Raw genomic sequence first — 16,193 nt, 5'->3', positions numbered from 1 at the left:
AGTAGCATATCTGATCATTTTTAATAAAATTATTTCAAACAATGAGCGGACTAATGATCCTCGTGGCCGGCCCATACCGGTCGGGTACGAACGACGACCCTGCGTTGATGCGCCAAAACCTCGACAAGCTCGAATCGGTGACGTTACAGCTTTTCCGTGCCGGGCATTTGCCGGTGATCGGCGAATGGGTGGCGTTGCCGCTGCTGAAACTGGCCGGGTCGAAAGCGCCTGGCGACGGCCCATACGACGAAATCCTGTACCCGGTGGCCGGTCGGCTGTTGCAGAAATGCGACGCGATCCTTCGGTTGGAAGGAGAATCCAAAGGGGCAGACGAGGATGTGAGAATAGGGCAGGCGCGGGGCTTGCAGATTTTTTATAACCTCAAAGACGTTCCGGGCTGCGCGTAATCAGAGCAGGTTGGGCTGGCGCACCTTGGTTTTGTCGAACATCGGCACCGAAATATAAAAGCAGGTGCCTTTGCCGGGATTGCTTTCGAGCCAGATTTTACCGTTCTGGGCTTTGATAAACTCCATACAAAGCATCAGGCCCAGCCCGACCCCTTTTTCGTTGTTCGTCCCGAATGTGGATTCGACATTGAGCGAGAAGATCGATTCCTGCTTTTCGACGGACATCCCGATGCCGTCGTCCTGCACCGAAATGAGGCAGTTTTTGTCCTGCGCCTCCGCCTTGACCATAATGTGCCCGTCCATGCGCGTGAATTTGATCGCGTTGCCGATGATGTTACGCAGGATAAGCTGCATCATGTCGCTGTCGGCGTAAATGCTGGCGGAGGGGTCGAAATAGTAGTCGAGGCTGATGTTTTTACGGGCCGCGATGTTGCGTTCCAGGTTGATCGTCGATTCAAAGAGTGCCTGCACATTCAGTTGCTCCATATGGGCCGACACGCCATGCAGCTGCGATTTCGACCAGTCGAGCAGCTTCGAAAGCATTGCCAGCGTGTTCTTCGTCGAATTGAGCAGGTCGTTTTCAATATCCAGTTTCTGCTCTTCATTGAGGTCGTGCTGCGTGAGCAGTTCCAGGAAGTTCTGAATGCTTCCCAGGGGCGAACGCAGGTCGTGGGCAACGATGGACATCAGCTTGTTCTTTTCCGCATTCAACTTTTCCAGCTCTTCGTTTTGCTTCACAATCTGCTGGTTTTGCAGCTCGATCGCCTTCGACTTTTCGAGTGTCGATGCTTTCTCCCGCTCATAACTGCCACGGATATAGTGGATGCAAAAATAGGTGATAGCCGCCACCACCGCGTAGGCCGACATATGATCTACAAACCGGTTCGAGCGCGTAGTATAGGTGTCGGGTACGAGATGCGGGTAGTAGAATTCGATGAGGTTGAGAATGACCAGGATCGTAACATTCACCGGAATCCAGACCTTGTACTGGTCGGTCGGGCTGATGGCGATGCTGAGCAGCAGGAAAAGCAGGAAGAACAGGTCGGTAGGCCCGTGCAGGCCCGAATTGAGGAAATAGTTGACGATAAAGAGCGAAAGTCCGACGATGTTGGTGATCAGGGTGCTTGCCATCACCTGGTTTTTGAACCTCGACGCGTAATATAGCGCCGCGGTGATCACCAGTACGATAAGACTGGCCAAAGCAATTTTGGGCAGTCCTATCGCATAGTTAAATGGTACATTATATAAAAGTGCGAAGATCGAAATCAGGCAGACCGAGTGGAATATCCGCGCATTCAGTGGAAATACTGATGCGTCACCGGACAGTTTAATCCAGGTTCGGTATATCGAATCGTTGAGTGGCAAGATGTGCAGGGTTTCGTTGCTGCAAATATAATGTACACATTTTCATTATACACAAGTAGAATTAATATTAATTGTAGTGTGGAGATTTCTTCAACCTTTGATCCGGTTCAGCTCATCTTCCGACCCGGCTCTACGGCTCCGCGCGGCCTTGATCTCCTTGCTGCCAAAGCGGTAGTTGAAACTCACCCGCAGCATTTGCCCCTCGAACCGGAACCGCAGCCGCGTTTCGATGCCTGCGTAAGCCGACGTATAACCCCCGCGTGCTGTATGGAAAACATCGCTGAACGTCATTTTCAGGCTTGCGTTCTCTTTCCAGAACTTCTTCTGGACGCCAATGTCCACCATACCCATTTGCCAGTTGTAGTCAATGCGGCGGTAGGGCGAGTTGTACCAGCCCGATAGTTCTAACGTCCAGCTGTTTTTCAGCTTGAAGGTGTTCTGTCCGTTCAAATTGAATGCGGTAGTGCGGTTATTGACAATGATCCCGTTGTCGAGCGCAGCTTTCCAAAGGTTATGATAGGCACTGATGTTGAAATTCAGCTCCCACCATTTGGTAATGGGCTTTGTAATGCTGATATCCAGGCTGTAACCTTGCGAATAGTCGAGGTTTTGGGTGATGAAATATGTACGGCTGCTGTCGTACGGAATGCGCAGGCCGACCACGGGAAACTTCGTTCTGCGATACCCGAGGGAGGTCGTGATCATGCCCTTGTACACATGCGACAGCTTGAAACTGTTGGCATATTCGGGTTTCAGGAAAGGGTTGCCTTTGGAATATACCAGCTCGTCGACCCGGTATTCGAACGGGTTCAGGTTCTGGTAGCTCGGGCGGTTGATGCGTCGGCTGTAATTGAGGTTCCAGGTGTGGTTTTTCGAAGCGCGGAAGGAAATGGCGCCGCTTGGGAAGAAGTTCAGGTAGGTCGTGTCGACTTTGTCGAGGTCGTTATGCTTGTAGCTCGTCAGGTCGCCGAGGGATTTCGTGCGCTCGGCACGGAGGCCCGCTTGCAGGTCCCATTTTTTGCCCCATGTGACATTGTAATTGATGTAAGCCGCATACACGCGTTCGAGGTATTTGAAGCGGTTGCTGCGGTTGGTATCGATCACCTCCACATTTTGCAGGACATTGTAAAAATTGAAAGTGTTATCCGAGTTTACATCCGACATTTTGGCCCCGTAGCCCAGCTTCCCCTTCCTGAACGGCTGCTCGTAGTCTACCTTTATTGACTTAATGGTAATGTCAACCGGCGTTTTGCTAACATAGTTACGCTCGATCGGCGCGTCGCTCGTCGTCTGGAAATGGTACTGGTTGGGCTGGTAACTGATCCCCCGCGAGCCGAAAATGCCATAGTCGGCATCGATGTTCAGCTCGTGGCCGGTGGTATCGACATAGCGGTAATTGACGTTCAGGTTCAGGTTTTTATTCTTTTCCGGGTTGGAAGTCCGCGACGACAGGATCAGCGAATCAGCCGTAAGGTTGTTGCGTTTGCTGATAAAAGTTTCGCTTTCGCCGCCGCCATTGTGGTTGCTGATACGCCCGTTGGCACTGAAACCGATCGTGTTTCTGGAATCGATAAAATAGTCCGCTCCAATTTTGGCGCTGTGCGTCGTGTCGCGCCAGATGCCGTGCCATACTTTGTTGTAGGCCACATTGTTCAGAATCTGGTCGTCGTAGGTCGTATTGTGCCACGCGCCCTGGTTGAAGCCGTAATTGCCGAATACATTCAGCTTCTTGTCGCGGTGGTTCAGGTTCAGCGACGCATTGTATTTAGGGGTTATGCCAAACATGCCTCCGAGGCTCAGGTTGCCATTGGTGCCCAGTTTGGCATTTTTTTTCAGACGGATATTGATAATGCCCAGATCGCCGGCGGCGTCGAATTTGGCGGAGGGGTTGGTGATGATGTCAATGGCTTCGATGTCCGCCGAATTCATGCTTTTGAGCGTCGAGGCGAGGTCTTTCCCGGCCAGCGGCGACGGGCGGCCGTCGATGTAAATGCGGACGCCGGTTTTGCCCCGCACGAGGATGTTTTCGTCGCGGTCCACCTGCACGCCGGGTGAGCGTTGGAGCAGATCGAGCGCATTGGAACCGGTTGCATTGATGCTCGCTTCGACGTTGAATACCATCCGGTCGTTTTTAACCTCGATCAGCGGCTTGGTGCCTGACACCTTCACTTCGTTCAATTGTCTGGCCTCGGCGGCCATGGTAATAGAGGGCAAAGTCAGGTCTTTTCCGGCTACGTCAAAAGCTTCGGAGTTGTACATTTGCTGCCCCACAGCGGAAGCGCGGAGGAAATAGCGACCGTCGGGGATGCCGGCGATGTTGAACGCGCCCCGCTCGTCGGCGACGTCGGCTTTCACCAGGGTGGAGTCTTGGGAGCGGTTCACGGATACCGCCGCGAAGCCGACGGGTTCATTTTGCTGATTTTTGATCAAGCCGTTTACAGTAAACGATTGGGCAAAACCGGTGAGGGAAAGTCCACAGATTAGTAGGCTTAGTAGTGTTTTTTTCATGTATGGCTAATATTCGTATACGGCAAGGAGCAAGAATTACATTTTATGTTGCATTAGGTCATAATTTTTCTACTTTTAATTGACGTTTCTATCTACGACTGAATGAAGAGCTTCATGAAAGCGGTGTGCTATGGGGCGGTGTTGGTGCTCCTATTATGCTTTCACGCCGTTTACGCGCAGGAGTTTACGCCGCGGTTCCGGCGGCTGACTACCGATCAGGGATTATCGCAAAGCCACGTGAGCGCGATCCTGAAAGGGCAGCGGGGATTTATGTGGTTTGCCACCGAAGACGGCCTCAACCGTTTCGACGGGTACAAATACACGCATTACAAGCATGACCCTGCCGATCCGCGCTCCATCAACGACAGCTTTGTATTATCGCTTCTGGATGACGAAAAAGGCCAAATGTGGGTCGGTACCTCCAGCGGGCTCGACCGCTACGACCGCGACACCGATGCATTTTACCATTTTCCGCACCCCCGGTACGACCTGGCCATCCATACGATCTTCCGCGATTCCCGCAACCGGATGTGGCTTGGCACCAATCGCGGTCTCTATCTTTTTGACAGGGAGCGCGGTACGTACCAGCTCTACCGTTACCCGGGCCGGGATGTGCGCACGGAAAGCGAATATGTGACGAGCATTGCCGAAGGAAAGGATTACGTGCTGTGGGTCGGCACGGAAAGCGGCCTGTTTAAACTGGATGTCAAATCGGGAAACCTGACGGCATACTGGCAGGGCGCGCATACGGCCGTCGGCCTGAAATCCACCTGGATCAAGGCCCTGCATTTCGACCGGAAGGGCAATTTGTGGGTCGGTACGCATGGCGGCGGTATTACCCTGCTCGACCCGTCGGGGAACATTATCCGGCATTTTGTGCATGATCGTGCTAATCCGTGGAGCATTGCCCACGATGACATCCTGTCTATCATGGAGGACAAGGCAGGGAAAATCTGGATAGGGACGGAAAATGGAGGTGTGAGCATTTACGACCCGGGTATGCAGCGCTTCACAACGGTGCGTAACGATCCGGACGACCGTTACTCGCTCAGTAACAACTCCGTGTATTGCATTTACCGGGATAATGCGGAGAACGTCTGGCTGGGAACCTACGCTGGCGGAGTTTGCTTTTTGCCCCGGTTCGGGCCCAAATTCGATGCTTACCGGCAGAAGCCGAATTCAGCCAATAGTTTGAGCAACAATACCGTGCTGGCGATTTGCGGTGACAGCACGGGCAACGATATCTGGATCGGGACGGACGGCGGCGGATTAAACCGCTTCGACCGGAAGACGAAGCGGTTTACATTTTACCGGCACCGGCCGGGCGATCCGAAGTCGATTTCGAACGATTACGTCATGTCGGTCGTGTGGATGGCGCGCGACGTGCTGGGCCTGGGCTTCCACAATGGAGGGTTCGATTTTCTCAATGTGAAAACAGGGGAAATAGAGCATCATCTTTCGGAAAAGAACAACCCGAACAGTCTTTCGATCTCCGACATCAACAACATGACCCGCGACCGCGATGGTAACCTCTGGCTAGGCACCTGGAAGGGAGGGCTTAACTTCTATCATGTTAAGACAAAAAAATACACGCATTACCGGCACGACAGCGAGAATCCCGCCAGCCTGAGCGACGATATTGTAACGACTATTTATCAGGACAAAAGCGGCAATATCTGGGTAGGGACTTTCAACGGCCTCGATTTGCTTATGCCCGACAAGCGCGGTTTCATACATTTCAGGAATGACCCGAAAAACCGTAACAGCATTTCGCATAACAAGGTGCAGTCGATCATGGAGGCGGACAATGGCGATCTCTGGATCGGGACGGTCGGTGGCGGGCTCTGCTTTTTCGACCGGAAGCGGAAGGTTTTCCATTCTTACAGCGAAAAGGACGGCCTCGCCAGCAATGTCGTCTTCGCGATCCAGCGCGACCGGAGCGGCTTGCTTTGGATCAGTACTAACAAGGGCATTTCCAAATTTGATCCTAAAACCAAAACCTTCCGGAATTTCGGGATCTCCGACGGACTGCCGGGCAACGAATTCCGAGATAACTCGCGCTTCGAAACCGCCGACGGGCAGCTGTATTTCGGCGGTATCAACGGTTTCATAAGCTTTTACCCCGACAGCCTGCGGTACAACGATTTCATTCCACCCGTGTACATCACCGGCTTTCAGGTATTCAATCGCGACGTAGCGGCCAGCGGAACGGAGCGGATTTTTGAACAGCAGGTGAGCGAGGTAAAATCGATCACCTTACGGTACGATCAGTCGGTGATCACCTTCGAATTTGCCGCATTGAGCTACACCGTCCCCGAAAAGAACCAGTATGCCTACATGCTGGAAGGGTTCGACGCGCATTGGAATTATATCGGCAACAAGCGTTCCGCCACCTACACCAACCTCGATCCCGGAACTTATACTTTTAGGGTGAAGGCGTCCAACAACGACGGTTTGTGGAATGAAAAGGGTGTAGCGGTGAAGCTGATCATCACGCCGCCGTTCTGGCTTACCTGGTGGTTCAGGATGATTTGCGTGGTGCTGCTGGCAGGGCTCATCATCGCCATTTACCAGATCAGGACTTATACGATCCGCAAGCAGAAGCGGGTTTTGGAGCGGCAGATACAGGAGCGGACCGTCCAGTTGGAGCGGGCGATCGGTGAGCAGCAGGGGCTGGTAGAGAAAGCAGAGCTCGCTAACCGTGCTAAAAGTGCATTTCTGGCCACGATGAGCCACGAAATCCGCACACCGATGAACGGAGTGATAGGCCTGGCGTCGCTGCTGGCGGAAACCGAGCTGACAGAAGAGCAGCGCAATTTTACCAAATCTATCCAAACATCCGGCGAAGATTTGCTGAATGTGATCAACGACATTCTGGATATTTCCAAAATAGAGTCGGGCAATATGGAGCTGGAAGAGAAGGAGTTTGCCCTGAAAACCTGCATCGCGGAGGTAATGGACCTTTTCAGGGCTAAAACTGCTTCGCAGCATCTGACGCTCACCTTGAATATCGACGACAATGTGCCATCCCGCATCATCGGCGACAGGCTGCGGCTCGGGCAGGTAGTGACGAACCTGGTCGGTAATGCCGTGAAATTCACGCCCGGGGGAGAGGTACGCGTGCATGCGTACGTCATCGCGCAGGAGGGGGCGGCCGTGAAACTGGGTTTTGAGGTGACGGATACGGGGATCGGTATCGCGGAAGATAAGCTCGACAAGCTGTTCAAGCCATTCTCGCAGGTCGATTCTTCTACGACACGCAAATATGGCGGTACCGGCCTGGGGCTGGTGATTTGCGAGAAACTGACGACGCTGATGGGCGGCACTATTGTTGTAACCAGCCGGCCGGGAGAGGGGAGTACCTTCCGTTTTTCCATTCAGGCGCAAGCTGCGCCGGACATGCCCGAAGCCATCGGGCCGGCGCGAGTCATTGACGACACCCAAAAGAAACTGCATGCCGACTTCGCAGGGCGCTACCCGATGACAATCCTCGTGGCCGAGGACAACAAAGTAAACCAGATCGTGATCATGAATACCCTCCGCAAGCTGGGTTACCAGGCCGATTTGGCCCAAAATGGCCTGGAAGTACTGGATAAGGTCGAACAGACGAGCTATGATGTGATCCTGATGGACATGCAAATGCCACAGATGGACGGCCTGGAAGCTACCCGCCGTATCAAGGCCCGGAATATGGCCAATCCTTTCATCATCGCCATGACGGCCAATGCTTTGCAGCAGGACAAGGACAAGTGTTTTGAAGCCGGAATGGACGATTACCTCAGCAAACCGGTGATCCTCGAAGAACTCGTGGCCTTGCTTGAAAAATGGGCTTCCCGACTGGAAACACGGGCCTCGGATCTCTCCTGAATCCCTTTCCAGTATTTGGTTCGGACTGCATTTTGTATTAAACTCGCTTCGCTGATTCTGTGAAACCCGGAATAATAATCCGGGTTGTTCGGTTTGTGCAAAATATTATACTTTTAATTACCAAATATTCCTCGAACTCTTATCCAACAAGTAATGAAACGTAGAGATGCGATCAAGGATTTGTCGCTGCTTCCTTTGGCAGGAAGCGCGGTGATCCCTGCAAGGAAAAATGCGCTGCCCACGTCGCAACCCGACGCGGCAGCCGGAAAGGCGATTTACCAGGCGATGGGTGTGGAGCCGATCATCAACTGCCGGGGGACTTTCACGATTATCGGAGGATCAATCGAGCGGCCGGAAGTGCGTGCGGCGATGGATGCGGCGGCGCAGGTTTTTGTGCAATACGACGAGCTGGCCCTGGCGGCGGGCAAACGCCTCGCCGAACTAACGGGCGCGGAATGGGGAATGGTGTCGGCAGGTTGTGCGGCGGGAATGAAACACGTTACCGCGGCCTGCGTGACCGGGGGCAATCCCGAGAAGCTGATCCGCATCCCCGACTTGTCGGGTTTTGAAAAAACGGAGGTCATCGTGCCCGCGTACTCGCGCAACGTGTACGACCATGCCCTGCGGAACATCGGCGTGACGCTCATCACCGTCGATTCGATCGAGGAGCTGACGAATGCGATCAGTTCGCGCACGGCGATGATCTATCTCATGGCAGGCCGGCAGTCGATGAGCGGGCCGATGTCGCTGGAAGTGATCGCGAAAATTGCGAAAAAGAATAATGTGCCCGTGATGGTCGACGCGGCTGCGGAAGACCTGACCATCCCGAATGTGCATTTAAAAATGGGTGCGGATGTGGTGGTTTACAGCGGCGGGAAAGCGCTTTGCGGGCCGCAATGTGCCGGCCTGGTGCTGGGTAGAAAGGATATTCTGATGTCGGCCTGGCAGGCGAGTGCGCCACACCACGGCCCCGGCCGCGACAATAAGGTAGGCCGCGAGGAAACGATGGGTATGGTAGCGGCCGTGGAAGCCTGGACAAAACGCGACCATCCCGGCGAATGGAAACGCTGGCTCACCTGGCTGGATAGTATTTCAAAGAGGGTATCGGGCATTGAAACGGTAAAAACGACGGTAATCGAGCCCAAAGAGCTATCGAACCGCACACCGCAATTGCAAATATCATGGGACCCTGCCAAACTGAACATGACCGGCGAGGAAGTAGCTGAACTTTTCGGCCGTACCAAGCCGCGCATCGCCCTCGGCGGAGGCAGCCGCGACGGGCAAACCTTCGTTTCGATCACGACGGGGCAAATGCAGCCGGGTGATGAGAAGGTAGTAGCCGACAGGCTGGTGGAGACATTGTCGCAGAAACGGGCGGCGCCTAAAACGGATATGGCCGCGGCGACGGTATCGCTGAAAGGGCATTGGGAGGCTGAAATCGAATTCTTTTCAGGCAAAAGCAAGCATACGCTCATCATCGAGCAGGATGGTAACTGGCTTAACGGCTCCCACAAGGGCGAATTCAGCGTGCGTGAAATGCAGGGAACGGTTGAAGGGAACGAATTCAAAATGCGCAGCACCGACCGCCAGATCGCCGACGCGATCACGTTCCTGTTTTCAGGCACGGTCAAAGATGACGTCATGACGGGCTCGATCTATATGGGCGAATACATGACGGCCAAGTTCACCGCGAAACGCTACCAGTTCAAATACAAGCGCGAGAAGGTATTCATTCCTTCGGGGCCGCCATTGGCTACCTAGGAAATCTTACAATGCAAAAGAGCAGCTTTTCGGGCTGCTCTTTGCGTCTGTTATATGATGAAGTGTTAATAAAGCCTTGGTTTCAGTTCGATGTTTTGTATTGACTTAAAAAATCCGTTCCAAGAGTAACGGCTCCCGGATCTTCCGGCGCATTGGCCCGTTTGACAAAGGCAGCTGCATCATCCGCCAGCAACTCTTTGAGGTGCTTACCTCCGAACTCATCATAGTACCAAATCCATACCATTTTCTCGGAGACGATCGAATAATGCAGGCCTGTCATAGTTTCCGTTTGTTGATGAGACAAATATAATGGAATAAATCCATACAAATGGAAATATTCCAGAAAAATATTTTTGACAGCGCCAAACCAGGCTCTGGTTGTCTTATCGGATACGAATCTTAGTTCAGGGAAGCGAGGGAATCGCGCAGGGAAACGTCTTCGTGTGACGCGTCGTAAAGGCACTCGCCGTTTTTCACAACCAGGATCTGAGGAGATTGATGCACAATACCGAAATTGTTCGCGATCGCCATCGATTCTTTCCGGTTCTGGATCACATCTACATAATAAATGGGAATTTGCACATCGCTGGCGGCATTCACGTCCGATTTGAGTTGCCGGTAAGCCATCAGGCTCGTCATGCAGCGCGGGCTATGCTTATAAATTATAGCGTAGTCAGCGGATTGATAGATTTGATCGACTTCTTCTTCACTATTAATGGTGAGCCAGTTCATATGCCAGTATTTTGTCAAATTATTCGCAACAGTTAGCATAACACCTAAATAGGCTTTTTTCATTCCATCGTCCTTGAAAAACCGCCTTTAAATTTTGAAACAGGTGTTATTTGAATTAATAATATCAATTTTTAAATATAGTGGCCCAAGCCGGGCATTTACTGTACAGACGATTTTTGGATAATTTTCTAGAATAACTATATTTAGTAATCGCTGTCCGTCAACCGATTGATCGCGATTCCCGCCGCACATTTTTTCCGGTAGCCGCACTACCGACACACCTGTCCGGACTTTCCCGGCCGGGAGTCAATCCTGTGTCCAATCACTCCATTACTAAACTCGTTTTTCTATGGTACAGAAAATCAACCGTCGCAGCTTGCTGAAATCCGGTTTCGCATCCATTGGTGCATTGGCCGCGGCCCCGTTTGTCGCGGAAGGCGCATTTGCCGGTACACCGCTCCGCCTCGACAATTCCAGCCGGATTTTTTACAGCCCCATGGTGCGGGGGCATTATCTTGACGTTCAGCCGGATATGAACAAAATGGTGGCACGGATCGGCTCGAACGAAAATCCGTACGGACCGCCGCCGATGGCGCGAAAGGCCATTTCGGAAGCGATTGAAAAAGGTAACCGCTATGGCCGGCAGGAGCTCAAAACGCTGACGGACAAGATTGCCTTGAAGGAAGGCGTTTCGCCGGATTACATCATGATGGGCAACGGCTCGGGTGATTTGCTGGAAAAAACGGCGCTCGCATTGTTCAAAGACGGCGGCAATATCGTTTCGGCCGATCCTACGTATATGTCGCTCATCCGCGTGGCAGAGTCCATCGGCGCGACGTGGAAGGCCGTTCCCTGCAAATCGGACTGGTCGCACGACCTCGACGCGATGGAAAAGGCGATCGATAAGGACACGAAGCTGGTGTATATCTGTAATCCCAACAACCCCATCGGTGCCGTTACGTCCACGAAAGCGCTCACCGATTTTTGCAGCCGCGTGTCGGAAAGAGTGCCCATTTTTATCGACGAGGCCTATATCGAGCTTGTAGAAGGCGCAGACAATACGAGTATGGTGGGTTTGTTGAAGCAAAACAAAAACGTGATCATCGCCCGCACATTCTCCAAAATTATGGGTATGGCCGGTTTGCGCGTAGGATATATTGCCGCGCAGCCTGCCACCCTCAACACGATCCGCAAAACAGCGAAAGGCGGGGGCGGCGGCATTGCGGTCACCTCGGTCACCGCGGCGATCGGCGCTATGGAAGACATTGAATTTCAAAACAATACGCGCAAGCTTAACACCGAAGCAAAGACGTATTTGTATGAAAACCTGAAAACGATGGGCTATAAATACGTACCGTCGTACACCAACTTCGTGATCTTTCCGATCAACATGCCTGGTAAGGAATTTCTGAAAAAGATGGTCGATAAGGGCATCATCGTGAAAGCGATGGACATTCAAGACAAGCCCTGGTGCCGCGTCAGCATTGGTACAAAGGAGGAAATGAGGCTGTTTGTGAGCGCTTTGCAGGAGATTAGTTAGCGCAAAATCCACATATCACTAAAAAAGCGAGCGGCCCGGGGCGCTCGCTTTTTTGTTGATTGAAATTCGTTACCAAATGCGCTTAATACCGTAAACGTAAATAGATGTAGGGTGAGATAGTAAACCTATAAGTTTATTTACATGAAAATATGCGCTACATTCGAAGTGGTACCGGATAGCCTGTATTCGGTAAAGTTTGATGGCGAGCAGGAGCACGAGTTCCTGCGGATATTCCGGCTTTGGGGGAATGCGACGTATCTCAGGCAATTTTTAAGGAGCATGAAACACCTTACAGCCGTGCGCGCGCGACATTCGGGAGGCTACCGCTTCTCAACCGGTACAATGATGAAATTGAGCAGCTCGGTGTGCCGGATCACGGAAATGTCGGTAATGGTGAGAATATCGCGGGTGGTGAGCGCTTTGAAAAGTTCGTTCGAATTGCGGACCGGCTTGCCGTTGAATGAGACGATAATGTCGCCTTCCATGAGCTGCGAGCGCGACGCGGGCGTGTCTTGTTCAATGCGCGTGATGAAGATGCCGTGATGGTTCGGGAGCTTGTGATGCTGCCGGACGCGTTCGTTGAGCGGCACATCCTGTAACTGCAATCCCAAATATGCTTTGAAAACCCTTCCGTCGCGGATGAGCTGCTTCGCGATCTCCTTGGCAGTGTTGATATCCACCGAGAAGCTCAGGCCCTGTGCGCCCTGGATCACCGCCGTGTTCACGCCGATCACCTCCCCGTCCGTGTTGATCATCGGCCCGCCGGAGTTACCCGGGTTCAGCGCCGCATCCGACTGAATTACATTATCCACGAAATGCCCCGACTGCGTCTGTAATGTCCGGCCAAGTGCGCTGACTACACCGGTCGTAACCGTATGCTGGTAGCCGTAGGGGTTACCGATCGCGATTACAAACTGGCCGATTTGCAACGCATTGGAGTCGCCCAATCTGGCCACAGAATAGCCCTGGGCATATATTTTAAGGATCGCCAGATCTGTATCCGGGTCTTTGCCGATTAGCGTCGCCTCGATTTCGTTCTCGTTCAGCAGGCTCACCATGATTTTTTCCGCGCCGTCCACCACATGGCTGTTGGTGAAAACGAGACCGTCGGATGAAAAGATAAAACCCGAACCGGACCCTGCCGGCCGCATTTTTCCATTCACTGTTTTGAATATATCGATCTTTACAACGGCGTTTTTGATCCGATCAACCGCGCCGATGATCATGCTTGAAAAGGTATCCATAGCTTGCTGGCTGTTATTTTTGGAATGCACATTCAAAAAGCTAACCAGTTCGCTATAAATGCCAAAGTGGCGCACCGCATCTCTGCGGTACGCCAAAAGGACATGATGATTTCAAGTCAATCACTTCACAATCTTCAACTCCCGTCCGTCAACCGAAATAATGTATAATCCCTTCGGCAGAGCGGCGACATTCAATTCCAGCTTTTTCCCTTCGGTTGCGGCACTTTGCACCAGCTTGCCGGCGCTGTTGAAAATCGCAATGCGGTTCAGTGGCTGCGCGGATTCGATTTGGATTACGTCTGCTGCAGGGTTCGGGAAAATGCGGACGGTTTCCGTGCCTTCCACCCGCACATTCACAATGCGCGTCAGGTCCGATTGACCGTCTTCGTCCACTTCTTTGATGCGGTAATAGTAAATGCCCTTAGGTAGAAATTCGTCCTCGTAGCTGTAAAAGGAGCTTGTGCGTGAATTTCCGGTGGCAGTTACGGATTTAACGGTGACGAAGTCGCGGGAGTCTGTGCTGCGCTGGACCTCGAAATGCGAGGCGTTAGTCTCTGATGCAGTGGCCCAGTTGAGCATCACGCGGCCGTTACCGCCCATGCGCGCGCTGAACGACTGCCACGTGACGGGCAGCGGCGAGGAAAGCACATTGAGCGCCGGAGAAAATACGGTGTTACTGTTCGAATCGACGATTTTTAACTTATACAATCCCGGTCCGACGGTCCATTGCTGTGCGGTGCTTTGCACCTCGTTGCAGTTGCCGCCCGCGAGCCAATTGTACTGAGAGCTGCCGGGAATGGACGGGCCGGTAAATGTGACCTGTGAGCCCGTCGCGTAGGCGCCGGTGACGGCTGGGGGCGGTGTGGCGGCGTATGGGTTCGATTGGCTGATGAAATCCGGCGTGATCTTGTCGGCCCAGAATGTGGCGAGGTGGATCAGGCCGGAATAGACGTTGCCGTCCGGTGCGGGCGTCACGCCGTCGCCGCGGAAGTGGATTTCGTCGTGGCGGTATTCGATGGTGTAATAGGGGTCGGTTTCGGGACCCGGATAAATGTGCGGATAGGCGCCGTCGTTGTTGATCAGCTCGTTTTGGGCATTTACCACGTTGGCCGAAACCCTGGTAGCCCCATTGACGGTAAACCGCGAAGCGCGCGCCACCAACCACGCGAGATTGGGTTTGCCCGAATAATTCCGCGTTGCATTCACGACGTCCCACAAAGCCGACAAATAGCGGTTATAGGTATTGTCGCCCGGCTGTTCGAGGAAGTTGTCGGTTTCGCCCTGGTGCCATAAGACCGCCCTTACGCCCAGCTGAGCGATATAATTGTTCAATGCGAGACGCAAATGCCCGAATGGCAGACCGGCCGGGAATGTGTAGCCGAATGCGCTTGTGGTAACGGCATTTGGGTCGGTGGTTTGCTTCCAGTTGTCGACACCGGTGCTTGACCAGCCGCCGTTGAAGATCATCACCGGCACATGCAGTTTTTCATAAATTTTATCCCCGAAAGAACCCCAGCACCAGGCATAGTTGCCAAATGGGGCTGTTTTGACATTGGCATCGAGGTGGACGAACTCGGGGCAGGGGAGCTGGACGCTGGAATAGGGTGAGACAGTCAGCGTAGACGCATCGAAATTCTGAAAATTGACGCTATTCACCTGGTCGTGCGCCGCTCCGGGACCATTCGGGTTCGAATCGCCGCCGGTGGCATTGGACTGGCCGGCTACTACGAATACTTCACCCACACCTACGCGAGCGACGGTCGAGATGGCCGAAGTGTTACCGCCATTCACGCCGCGTATTTCCAGCTGGTACCAGCCGCCCGTGAGTTTGACCGAACCCAAAAATTGGCCCACCGAAAGCTGATCGTCGATGGTAACCCAGCCCCCGCCGGACGGAACTGCCTGGCCTTCACCTGCTACGCGGGGCGTGAAGCGGACTTCTATCTTTTGAAAAGGTTGGGTAACATACCCGCCTATGTATACGTCGGCCTCATTGGATTGGTTTCGCTGGAATACGGCACGCTCTGTCGGGAATGTTACTACAACTTGTGAGAATGTTTTAAGCGCGGTAAATAGAACAAACAGGGAAGTAAGGAGTGATAAATTTAGACTCATAGAGTATGTGATATGTAGAATGGATAGAGTTAATTCGCTTTAATGGGTTTCAAAAAGGACAAAAGGGCCTGAGATACAGCCCTGAGAGCGTGCATACGCTGTTTTTCGTTAAGTAGTGGAAGGAAGTTTTAGGGCCGAAAGTTAGATAATGTGTGCTGTAAAACCCGACGCGGAAGGCGTATTTTATTTTGTGGTGCCGGTTGTAAAAATTCTAACTTTGCCATTATGTCAAAAATGATCCCCCAAAATCTCATTGAAATCATGGTCCATAATGCGCAGGAGGTGCAGAGCCAGCTTGCCAAAGACCATGCGCCTGTGGTGAAACTGCATTCCAGGTACGGCAAGGCCATTTGGCTGCTCTCCGAGCTCGATCCGGTCAACAACATTGCCTTCGGCCTGTGCGATCTGGGCCAGGGTGCACCGGAATTGAGCTACGTGTCGCTGAGCGACCTTGCGAGCCTCAAACATGCCCGCCTGAAAGTGCCGATGGTGGAAACAGACCCCGCATTTGACGGGAAATATCCGATGAGCGTATACCTTAAAGCCGCGAAAGCCGCCGGAAGGGTGGTGGAGGAAGATGCCGTGCTGAGCCTGATCAGCCCGCTCGAATAATTTTCCACATTCTGTTTTTCTTGTCCTAGTTCAATGCCCTGC

The 16,193-nt window shown here is 52.8% G+C and carries 11 protein-coding genes; 5 read left to right on the top strand and 6 right to left on the bottom strand.

Annotation, left to right across the window (positions count from 1 at the left end; all coding sequences use genetic code 11):
• The first annotated feature begins 41 nt into the window (after positions 1–41).
• Complete coding sequence (locus H144_RS0120240; protein ID WP_033403000.1) at positions 42–407, top strand: NUDIX hydrolase; 366 nt, start codon at positions 42–44, stop codon at positions 405–407.
• Here the strand turns inward: H144_RS0120240 and H144_RS0120235 are convergent, their stop codons facing one another.
• Complete coding sequence (locus tag H144_RS0120235) at positions 408–1,607, bottom strand: sensor histidine kinase (protein ID WP_229207952.1); 1,200 nt, start codon at positions 1,605–1,607, stop codon at positions 408–410.
• 255 nt (positions 1,608–1,862) lie between these two features.
• Positions 1,863–4,280, bottom strand: a complete 2,418-nt coding sequence (locus H144_RS0120230) for a TonB-dependent receptor domain-containing protein (RefSeq protein ID WP_026350862.1) — start codon at positions 4,278–4,280, stop codon at positions 1,863–1,865.
• Positions 4,281–4,382: 102 nt separating this feature from the next.
• Between H144_RS0120230 and H144_RS33410 the strand changes: the two genes are divergently transcribed.
• Entirely contained in the window at positions 4,383–8,147 is a 3,765-nt protein-coding gene (locus H144_RS33410) for a hybrid sensor histidine kinase/response regulator (protein ID WP_019943926.1), read from the top strand.
• Positions 8,148–8,300: 153 nt separating this feature from the next.
• Positions 8,301–9,908, top strand: a complete 1,608-nt coding sequence (locus tag H144_RS0120220; protein ID WP_019943925.1) for an aminotransferase class V-fold PLP-dependent enzyme — start codon at positions 8,301–8,303, stop codon at positions 9,906–9,908.
• 82 nt (positions 9,909–9,990) lie between these two features.
• Here the strand turns inward: H144_RS0120220 and H144_RS0120215 are convergent, their stop codons facing one another.
• Both H144_RS0120215 and ytxJ read right to left on the bottom strand, forming a co-directional pair.
• Positions 9,991–10,188: a hypothetical protein gene (locus tag H144_RS0120215; protein WP_019943924.1), complete on the bottom strand. Its 198-nt coding sequence runs from the start codon at positions 10,186–10,188 to the stop codon at positions 9,991–9,993.
• Between the two features lie 119 nt (positions 10,189–10,307).
• Positions 10,308–10,640, bottom strand: a complete 333-nt coding sequence (ytxJ, locus tag H144_RS0120210) for a bacillithiol system redox-active protein YtxJ (RefSeq protein WP_026350861.1) — start codon at positions 10,638–10,640, stop codon at positions 10,308–10,310.
• A gap of 349 nt (positions 10,641–10,989) precedes the next feature.
• On the opposite strand from ytxJ, the gene H144_RS0120205 reads away from it, so the two are divergent.
• Positions 10,990–12,180, top strand: a complete 1,191-nt coding sequence (locus tag H144_RS0120205) for a pyridoxal phosphate-dependent aminotransferase (protein ID WP_019943922.1) — start codon at positions 10,990–10,992, stop codon at positions 12,178–12,180.
• A 320-nt stretch (positions 12,181–12,500) separates the two neighbouring features.
• Here the strand turns inward: H144_RS0120205 and H144_RS0120200 are convergent, their stop codons facing one another.
• Together H144_RS0120200 and H144_RS0120195 are read right to left on the bottom strand one after the other, a co-directional pair.
• Positions 12,501–13,424 carry a S1C family serine protease gene (locus H144_RS0120200; protein WP_157505071.1) on the bottom strand — a complete coding sequence of 308 codons (924 nt, stop codon included), beginning with the start codon at positions 13,422–13,424 and terminating at the stop codon, positions 12,501–12,503.
• 120 nt (positions 13,425–13,544) lie between these two features.
• Complete coding sequence (locus tag H144_RS0120195; protein ID WP_019943920.1) at positions 13,545–15,539, bottom strand: T9SS type A sorting domain-containing protein; 1,995 nt, start codon at positions 15,537–15,539, stop codon at positions 13,545–13,547.
• A gap of 225 nt (positions 15,540–15,764) precedes the next feature.
• On the opposite strand from H144_RS0120195, the gene H144_RS0120190 reads away from it, so the two are divergent.
• Positions 15,765–16,151, top strand: a complete 387-nt coding sequence (locus H144_RS0120190; protein ID WP_019943919.1) for a DUF2958 domain-containing protein — start codon at positions 15,765–15,767, stop codon at positions 16,149–16,151.
• Positions 16,152–16,193 lie beyond the last annotated feature (42 nt).

The organism is Dyadobacter beijingensis DSM 21582, assembly GCF_000382205.1.
GTDB classification, from domain to species: Bacteria; Bacteroidota; Bacteroidia; order Cytophagales; family Spirosomataceae; genus Dyadobacter; species Dyadobacter beijingensis.
The sequence above is the reverse complement of the archived record's forward strand: the minus strand, read 5'-3'. Positions and strand labels throughout refer to the sequence as shown.

Coding starts and splice junctions, on each gene's coding strand:
- H144_RS0120240 (WP_033403000.1), top strand. CDS start 42: ATGAGCGGACTAATGATCCTCGTGGCCGGCCCATACCGGTCGGGTACG.
- H144_RS0120230 (WP_026350862.1), bottom strand. CDS start 4,280: ATGAAAAAAACACTACTAAGCCTACTAATCTGTGGACTTTCCCTCACC.
- H144_RS33410 (WP_019943926.1), top strand. CDS start 4,383: ATGAAGAGCTTCATGAAAGCGGTGTGCTATGGGGCGGTGTTGGTGCTC.
- H144_RS0120220 (WP_019943925.1), top strand. CDS start 8,301: ATGAAACGTAGAGATGCGATCAAGGATTTGTCGCTGCTTCCTTTGGCA.
- H144_RS0120215 (WP_019943924.1), bottom strand. CDS start 10,188: ATGACAGGCCTGCATTATTCGATCGTCTCCGAGAAAATGGTATGGATT.
- ytxJ (WP_026350861.1), bottom strand. CDS start 10,640: ATGAACTGGCTCACCATTAATAGTGAAGAAGAAGTCGATCAAATCTAT.
- H144_RS0120205 (WP_019943922.1), top strand. CDS start 10,990: ATGGTACAGAAAATCAACCGTCGCAGCTTGCTGAAATCCGGTTTCGCA.
- H144_RS0120200 (WP_157505071.1), bottom strand. CDS start 13,424: ATGGATACCTTTTCAAGCATGATCATCGGCGCGGTTGATCGGATCAAA.
- H144_RS0120195 (WP_019943920.1), bottom strand. CDS start 15,539: ATGAGTCTAAATTTATCACTCCTTACTTCCCTGTTTGTTCTATTTACC.
- H144_RS0120190 (WP_019943919.1), top strand. CDS start 15,765: ATGTCAAAAATGATCCCCCAAAATCTCATTGAAATCATGGTCCATAAT.